General features: G+C 53.4%; 8 protein-coding genes. 1 reads left to right on the top strand and 7 read right to left on the bottom strand.

All coding sequences use genetic code 11. The features are described from left to right. Positions 1-875 precede the first annotated feature (875 nt). The 5 genes from acpP to EKM97_RS11375 form a co-directional block, all read right to left on the bottom strand. Positions 876-1,118, bottom strand: a complete 243-nt coding sequence (gene acpP, locus EKM97_RS11395) for an acyl carrier protein (protein ID WP_125572509.1) — start codon at positions 1,116-1,118, stop codon at positions 876-878. 80 nt (positions 1,119-1,198) lie between these two features. Continuing rightward, positions 1,199-2,206 (bottom strand): phosphate acyltransferase PlsX, encoded by a 1,008-nt coding sequence (plsX, locus tag EKM97_RS11390; RefSeq protein ID WP_125572508.1) that lies wholly within the window; start codon positions 2,204-2,206, stop codon positions 1,199-1,201. Positions 2,207-2,280: 74 nt separating this feature from the next. Then, positions 2,281-4,320, bottom strand: a complete 2,040-nt coding sequence (recG, locus tag EKM97_RS11385) for an ATP-dependent DNA helicase RecG (RefSeq protein ID WP_164507539.1) — start codon at positions 4,318-4,320, stop codon at positions 2,281-2,283. Between the two features lie 21 nt (positions 4,321-4,341). Then, positions 4,342-6,009, bottom strand: coding sequence for a DAK2 domain-containing protein (locus tag EKM97_RS11380; protein WP_125572506.1), 1,668 nt, complete (start codon positions 6,007-6,009; stop codon positions 4,342-4,344). A gap of 34 nt (positions 6,010-6,043) precedes the next feature. After that, on the bottom strand, positions 6,044-6,406 hold the full coding sequence (locus EKM97_RS11375) for an Asp23/Gls24 family envelope stress response protein (protein ID WP_125572505.1): 363 nt from the start codon (positions 6,404-6,406) through the stop codon (positions 6,044-6,046). A gap of 206 nt (positions 6,407-6,612) precedes the next feature. On the opposite strand from EKM97_RS11375, the gene rpmB reads away from it, so the two are divergent. After that, positions 6,613-6,798, top strand: coding sequence for a 50S ribosomal protein L28 (gene rpmB / locus EKM97_RS11370; protein WP_054677482.1), 186 nt, complete (start codon positions 6,613-6,615; stop codon positions 6,796-6,798). Between the two features lie 126 nt (positions 6,799-6,924). Here the strand turns inward: rpmB and EKM97_RS11365 are convergent, their stop codons facing one another. Beyond that, positions 6,925-7,590 carry a thiamine diphosphokinase gene (locus EKM97_RS11365; protein WP_125572504.1) on the bottom strand — a complete coding sequence of 222 codons (666 nt, stop codon included), beginning with the start codon at positions 7,588-7,590 and terminating at the stop codon, positions 6,925-6,927. Then, the gene (rpe, locus tag EKM97_RS11360; RefSeq protein ID WP_125572503.1) at positions 7,584-8,240 is read right to left on the bottom strand and encodes a ribulose-phosphate 3-epimerase; all 657 of its coding nucleotides are present in this window, start codon (positions 8,238-8,240) and stop codon (positions 7,584-7,586) included. Before rpe ends, EKM97_RS11365 begins: the two co-directional genes overlap by 7 nt. Positions 8,241-8,519: the final 279 nt, after the last annotated feature.

Here is an 8,519-nt window from a genome sequence, read left to right as displayed (position 1 = left end):
CGCTTGGGTTTGTTTTCAAACCGCCGCTAGGCGGTGGGTCGGCAACTCCAGTGGTGGTGCGCTTGGGCTACGCTCCGAGAACTACGTCGGGCGGGGCCGCTTCAGCCCGCTAACGCGGTCTTCCGCTGGCAGAGTTGCCGCAAAAACCAGCGTCAACTCTGCGCTCCCGGTATTATTGTGTGAAGCCGTGGCGAAAGTTCGCGCCACGGCTTCACACAATAATACTTTCGCCCGACTCCGTTCCCTCTGCTCCGCCCAAGCACACCACCACCTCCGTGGCCGACACGTTACTGAGTGGGGACAGTACGACTAACGATTGCGCGACTGACGGGTACAAGTCAGATTGACTTCAATTAGAGATTGAAATCACGGTGACATAAGGTGTTGGGTCATTGTCACTGTGTCTACCGGTTCGTTGATGTGTCACACTGCACATGATATGAAATCATCAGGTTAACGTCGCCCGGAAATAACACCACCACAGTATTGTGAATGCACTTAGGGTCTGGGGTGGATTGGCGTAGCGGGCAGGGACGGAGTTAGCGAAAATAAAATTGGCGGTGTATTCCCGACATGACTTTCGTCGGGGGGGGTACACCGTCAATTTTATCGGGAGCGGGATATTGACGCTGGGCTTGCGGCAATATCCCCAGTGGAAGACGGCGTAGCCGGCTGGAACGGTCCCCGCTAACGGAGTTCCTGCCCGTGAAGCCAATCCGCACCAGACCCGACCTTCGGTCTACCCCACTATTTTCAATTCCTGCATCCTTGCGGATGAAAGTTTCCCGACTTACGCTGACGGACAGCGTTTGTTCGTTCCAACAAAAAAAGCCGCGCACTGCGCGACTTTCTTGCTGGTATATAAAGGCCTTCGACTAGGCCTGGTGTGCGGCGATGTAAGCAACCGCATCGCCGACTGTCTGGATGCTTTCCGCATCGTCGTCGGGGATCTCGGCGTTAAAGGTGTCCTCAAGCTCAAGGACGAACTCCACGATGTCGATCGAGTCAGCATCAAGGTCCTTCTTAAAGTTGAGTTCCTTGGTGACCTGACCTGCTTCAAGCTGGAAGTGGTCCTGCAAGATAGCAGAAATCTTGTCGAAAATTTCCTGTTCGCTCACGATAATCCTCCTTTAATCAATTCCCACCCAATATAGACTTTTTCAGTCCGCTTGTCACGTCTAAAAAAACAACATAACAATTATTTTGTCGCAATGTCATGTTCATTGAAATAATCAATGAACTTGGTAATCGTTTGCTGTTCGAGCATCTCGCGAATCTGCAGGACAGTGTAGTACACCGTACGGGCATCCGCAGCGCCGTGCGCCTTAATCACTGGGGCCTTGAGACCGAGCAACACTGCACCACCATAACGAGAAGCGTCAAACTTGTCGACGATACTGCCAATGCCCTTCTTCAGCAATGCACCACCCAACAAGCCGCGCACACCACTATTCATGATTGTGTGCTTAATTTCGTGCAGCAATGTGTGGGAGGTCCCTTCAATTGATTTGAGCACCGCATTCCCAGTAAACCCATCAGTTACCACAACATCGGCGACACCGTCCAATAGACCATTGGACTCGATGTTCCCGATGAAATTGAGGCCGTCCGTTTCATCAAGTAGTTTGTGTGCTTCCTGATGCAGCTCGTCACCCTTTGTGGCTTCAGAACCGTTGTTGAGCAAGCCAACCCGTGGATTGTCGATTTTGCGGACGTCGCGCGCGTAGAAATTACCCATGATGGCATACTGTTGCAACTGACCAGGACGATTGTCGGCATTCGCACCAACATCAAGCATCACAAAACCGTGATCATTGTTCACTGCTGGCAACGTCGGCATCAGGCCAGGACGGTCAATGCCTTTAATGCGGCCAACAATGAACAGACCAGCGGCAAGCAGCGCACCTGTGCTCCCGGCGGAAAACAGGGCATCTGCTTCGCCGTCCTTAACCGCGTGCGCAGCCAACACTAACGAAGCATTCTTTTTTTTGCGCACTGCCTTGACCGGATGCTCATCCTGTTCAATTTTTTCGTCCGTGTGCACAATGGTGATGTGCGCAGCGCTCTTGAGCAGCGGCTTAATCTGCTGCTCGTCACCATACAGGATGAATTCCAAATCAGCTTTTTCGTCGCGCGCGCGTTCAACGCCTTCTACAATTGTCTTTGGCGCGTCATCGCCGCCCATTGCATCTACAGCAATCTTCACAAATTTACCTCCACATCATCTTGCAAGTCGAAGCAATGCCGCCATGTGCACCGTCCATCCTCACAATTTCACGTCTAATTCAATCCGCTTGCGGCAATGCGCACGCGTTCCAGCGCAATGCTCAGTTGCTTGTTCTCCGGCTGACTCAGCGTAGGATCCGCTGCAAAAATAGTAGCGGCACTCTTCTGCGCCGCGTCCAGGATGTTAAAGTCACCCACTGGATCGCCGAGACGAAAGTCGGGCATCCCCGATTGTTTAGCACCGAAAATATCCCCCTGGCCACGCAGCTCTAAGTCTTTTTGAGCGACCACAAAGCCGTCATTAGTACTGGTCATGACTTCCATGCGGCTAATCCCTTGCTCCGTGCTGGGATCAGCAATGAGGATGCACTGGGCCGCCTTGCTGCCCCGGCCAACACGACCACGCAACTGGTGCAACTGGGCCAAGCCGAAGCGGTCGGCATCCAGAATTACCATCAAGGTGGCATTGGGCACGTCGACCCCGACTTCGATCACAGTTGTGGACACCAACACTTGCGTTTTACCGGCGGAAAAGTCGCGCATAATTGCTTCCTTCTCTTCCGGCTTCATCTGGCCGTGCAGAAGTGCAACCGTGCCCTGCCCTGTCAACGCCTTTTGCAGGTCCTCAAAGACCGATTCCGCATTTTGCAGATCAATTTTCTCCGACTCCGCGATGAGCGGCGTAATGACAAAACACTGGCCCCCGCCGCGAATTTCATCTTGCATCAACCGCACTGCCCGGCCGCGTTCATTCTTGTGCAGCCACTGGGTCACAACTGGTTTGCGGCCTGCCGGCAGTTCGTCAATCGTAGAGACATCCATCTCACCGTATGCCGTGATGGCCAGCGTCCGCGGAATTGGCGTCGCCGTCATCGCCAGAACATCCGGTTTCAGACCCTTACTGCGCAAAATTTCGCGTTGTCCGACCCCAAACCGGTGCTGTTCATCAATTATCGCGAGTCCAAGTGCAGCGAAGTTGACATCCTTCTGAATTAGGGCGTGCGTCCCAATAATGATGTCAATCTCACCGCTAGCCAAATCGGCCAGGATTTCGCGTCGCTTGGCCGGTTTCACCGAACTTGTCAGCAGCTCCACCCGCAGCGGTAAATCGGCGAACAGTTTGCTGAGCTTCTTGTAGTGCTGCTCGGCTAGCACTTCAGTCGGCACCATTAGCGCCGCCTGAAAGCGCGCGGTGACTGCCGCGTACATACAAATTGCCGCGACAATGGTTTTCCCACTCCCGACGTCACCCTGCAGCAAGCGATTCATGTGGTGTGCGCTGAGCATGTCAGCACAGATTTCGTTCACCACCCGCTTTTGGGCAGTGGTCAGTGTGAACGGCAGCGTGGCAATGAAAGCACGCACCCGCGCGTTGTCAAACGGTATCCGCAAGCCCTCTGCCGGCGCCGCATTGTTCGTCTTGATTAACTGCAGCTGCGCTTCAAACAGGAAGAACTCCCGAAAAATTGCACTACGCCGGGCAGCAGTTGCTTGCTGCTTTGTTTCCGGGAAATGCATGCCGATGACGATGTCGCGGTCACTGAGCAAGCGAAAATGATCCCGCAATTGCCGCGGCACGACCGACTCAATCTGGTCACCATACTTTTCAAAGGCCTCTTTGATGAGCCCCATCAGAAACTTCTGGTGCACTGCCTGGTTCAGTGGGTAGATGGCAGCCAGACTCGGACTGTCCTCATCCTGAGTGGCAAGGACCCGCATGCCTGTAAGCGCGGAGTGGCTCGGATTCCACTTGCCGTACACGGCCACCTGCTGATCTTCATGAAACTTATCCTTAAGCCACGGTTGATTGAAGAAGGTCACCATCACGACCGCGCGATTAACGCGCAGTCGGATGTTGACCCGAGTTTTGCGTGCGCCAAAACGGCTCACGACGGGGGCGGACACAACCGTCCCCTTAATTGTAATTTTTTCTCCATCGAGCGCGGTCTCGAGATCACGCTCTTGCAAATCGTCGTAGCGAAAAGGAAAGTAGAAGAGCAGGTCCGCCACGGTGTTAATGCCCAGTGCATGCAAACCTTCAGCACGTTTAGCACCAACCCCGCCCAAAACGGTTACCGGATCGCTTAAACTCACCTTCATCACCCCGCTTACTTGCTATTCAACGGAAACCAGGAATGGGTAGAGCGGCTGGTCACCTTCGTGAATTTCAACTTCAACATCGGGGAACTCATCCTCAATGGCGTCGCCAATCACCTGTGCGTCCTCTTCACTCGCATCCTGACCATAGATCACGGTCACGATTTCAGAATCTTCGTCGAGCATGGCCTTCACCATGTCCAGCGTTGTCTGCTGGCGGTCGTCCGTGGCAATCTTGATGTCGCCATCAATCAAGCCAATCCAGTCGCCGTCATGAATTTCCAGACCGGCGATGGTACTGTTACGAATGGACTGGGTCACCTGACCAGAAACCACGTTGCCCAGGGATTCGGTCATTTCGGCCGCGTTCTCCGCAAGACTGCGTTCTGGATTGTAAGCAAGCAGGCTGGTTAGTCCCTGACTTACCGTCCGGCTCTTGACAATGGCCACGTCGACATCGGCTTCCTTAGCAGCTTCGTCGGCAGCCATGAAGATGTTGGAGTTGTTAGGGAGCACAATCACCTGCTTAGCGTGTGCCGCCTTAATGGCGTCCAAAATATCATTCGTGCTTGGGTTCATCGTCTGGCCGCCGCTGAGAACGTAGGTCACGCCCATGCTCTTGAACAGTTCAGCTAAACCATCACCACTAGCAATGGTCACAACGGCAAAGTCAGCCAGTGGCTGCTCTTCCTGTGCCATTTCTCCTTCGCGTTCGATGATGCTTTCGTGCTGAAGCCGCATGTTGTCAATCTTGATTTTGTCAAGACTGCCGAACTGCTGACCAAAGCGGAAGACCGTTCCTGGATGCTCAGTATGAACGTGCACCTTTACGACTTCTTCATCAGCAATCACGAGCAGGGAATCACCGAACTTGCTGAGGTATTCGCGGAAGGCATCGTAGTCAAAGGACTTCGTTGCGCCGCCCTTGCCCAGACCGACCATCATTTCAGTACAGTAACCGTACACGATGTCGTCGGGGTTCAGCTGCGTCTGTGCGCCCTGGTGATGCGTAGCATTCACCATTTCGCCCATTTCGCGTTCATCCGGCACGTACTCTTCATCACTGGATTCACCAGACAATGCTTCGTAAAAGCCTTCGTACAAGAAAGTGAGACCCTGACCACCAGAGTCAACAACACCGACTTCCTTCAGTACAGGCAACAGGTCAGGCGTCTTGGCGAGTGCCCGCCGCGCGGCCTTCACCGTTGCGTCCATCACGATAACGGTGTCATCGGTGCTCTTGGCCGACTTGAGTGCAGCCTTAGCGGCTTCACGCGCAACGGTCAAAATCGTGCCTTCAACGGGTTTCATGACCGCGTTGTAGGCCGTTTCGACACCGGCCGCAAAAGCGTCGGCCAAATCGGTCGCGTTCAGTGTGGCTTTCTTCTCAACAAACTTCGCAAAACCACGGAACAACTGGGAACTAATGACCCCAGAATTCCCACGTGCCCCCATCAGCAGCCCCTTACCCAATTTCTGGGCCAGTTCGCCTACGTGGTCGGCATCGCTTTCGAGCACGGCTTTGGCCCCGCTCTGAAAGGTTAAGTTCATGTTAGTACCAGTATCACCATCCGGTACTGGAAAGACGTTCAGCGAGTTTACAAACTCGGCATTTTTATTAATGCGATGAGCGGCAGTGCGAATCATGCTCTGAAACTCAGTCGCGGTGATTTCCGTAACTTTCAAAAAACAAACCTCCTAATACATCAGCGGGATATCATTATTCGCCGATGACGCGGACGCCCTGCACAATCACAGTAACGGCATTCGCTGTCAGCCCAAGCATCGTTTCAAGGTTATACTTCACCTTTGCCTGAACGTTGCGGCAAACTTCAGAAATTTTGGTGCCATAGCCCACAATAATGTTGACTTCGATATTAACACCATTGTCTTCCTGACGCACTAGCACGCCACGTGCATAGTTCTCCCGGTTGAGAATATCGTTGAGGTTGTCCCGAATCTGGTTCTTGCTGGCCATCCCGACAATACCGTAAATATCGGTAGCCGCGCCACCAACAACGGTTGCGATCACGGAATTGTCAATGTCGATAACCCCGTACTTGGTCTTAATTTTGACCGCCATAATATACCTCCTCGAAGTGTGCGTAGTTTCCCTGTCATTTTAGCATACGGGCGCTCCCTTGGGAACCAAAGCCGCGCAATGATGCTGGTTTGCGGCTGTCAAGGAATATTACTTCACAAAACCCTTGCAAAGAACAAAATGCTGTGATAATCTGTTCAGGTGATTAATTCGAGGAATACCTTGAATGAAACAAGGAGGTCATAATCATGGCAGTTGACGTAATTACTGGTCGCCACACCACCTTCGGTAACAAGCGTTCCCACGCTTTGAACAGCTCCCGTCGTACTTGGAAGGCTAACCTGCAAAAGGTTCGCATCCTCGTTGATGGCAAGCCAAAGCGCGTTTGGGTTTCCGCTCGTGCCCTTAAGTCCGGTAAGGTTACCCGCGTTTAATAGCGCAAAAAAAGATTTGGAATGATTGGCTTGCCGCCTAATCGTTCCATTTTTTTATGCTAAAAAAGAGGTCAAACGTGACAGTTGTCACATTTGACCTCTTTTTGCGTTTTTAGTCACTTTGGGTTAATTGTCTTGCTTTTGCCCGCGCAAATCCCGGCTATACACCAGGGCAACCGTGCCACTTGCAAAGCAAATGGTGACGTCCTGGTCGGGCAGAAACTCGTTGGACGCCCAACTGAACGGGACGGGGCTGTTCCAATGTGCCAAGGGGTATTTTGCCCCACTAATATTCAAGTCTTCAATCGCGGTGAGTGGCACGACGCCTAGATACCGATAAGCAGCTTGAGCTTGGACCTGATGCACACCCGGCTGGAGAAATAAAATATCGTTTGTCCGGTCTACCATCCGCAGATGAGCCGCGCGGAAGCGGTCCTCCGTCGCCAGAAGCAAATTGGATAACAGGTGATCCATGCGCCCGCCTGTCGCGGCGTACAGCACAATTTCATCGGCGGCAAAATCGTTTAACGCCCGGAGCACGCACACCTGCGTGTCGGTGAAGTCTTTTTCAGGCGGGTAAGTCCGCAAATCGGTCAAGGCGGTCGTCACGCGCTCGTGCTCAGCGGAAGTTAACGAGTCGTAATCGCCCACTGCAAACACTGGTTTAATGCCATGTTCGAGCAAAAACAGGCTGCCACGATCTGCAGCCCCCCACTCGCCAGGTGCGTCCTGCCAATTGTCCGGCAGTAATTCCTTCGGTCCGCCGAGCATTAGATTAATGCGCTTTACCATTGTGCCTTCCGGAGCGCCTTCATGTTTGTGGCCACATCCGCCTCATCGTTGTAAACCGCAGAGCCGGCAACTGCAATGTCACAGCCACGGCTAGCCACGGAGTGAATACGGTCAACGTTCACACCGCCGTCGACTTCAACCAGGTAGTTGAGTTCATCATCCCGATCACGAATCGTAACGAGTTCGTCCACCTTTTCCAAGTTTTCAGCAATAAAATGCTGACCAGAAAAGCCGGGATCAACGGTCATGACGAGCACCTGGTCCACGCTCGGCAGCAAGAAGCTAACGGCCGACACTGGAGTCCCTGGGTTGATAACAACCCCGGCCTTCGTTCCGGTTTCCCGAATTTGTGCAAGCGCCCGGTGAATGTGCGGTGTTGATTCAACGTGCACCATAATGGTGTCCGCGCCAGCCTCTGCAAATGGCTTCACCCAGTTTTCAGGATTCTCAACCATCAGGTGCACTTCCAGCGGCAAGTCGGTGACGCGCCGCAGCACTTCAACAATCTGGGGGCCAAAGCTCAGGTTGGGGACGAACTGACCGTCCATGACGTCAATGTGAATCCGGTCCGCACCAGCAGCCGCGACGTCGCGAACCGCCTGGGCAAGGTTGCCAAAATCTGCGCTTAGAATTGATGGTGCAATTTGCATAATATCTACCTCCAGAAACGTTCCGCCGAAGCGGAAAGTAATTGTGTCTATGATACCAAACCAGCGCTTACAAAAAAAGCGGTTCCAGTCACTTTCACTTTGTCGCTGTCCGTCAGTGTAAGTCCGCGCCCGCAAGGGTGCGACCTGCACTTTAAGCTGTTTTCATACCGCCGCAAGGCGGTGGGGTCGGCAACTCCGGTGGTGGTGCGCTTGGGCTACGCTCCGGGAACTACGTCGGGCGGGGACCGCTTCAGCCCGCTATCGCGGTCTTCCGCTGGC

This window comes from Lacticaseibacillus songhuajiangensis, assembly GCF_003946025.1.
Classification (GTDB): domain Bacteria; phylum Bacillota; class Bacilli; order Lactobacillales; family Lactobacillaceae; genus Lacticaseibacillus; species Lacticaseibacillus songhuajiangensis.
The sequence above is the reverse complement of the archived record's forward strand: the minus strand, read 5'-3'. Positions and strand labels throughout refer to the sequence as shown.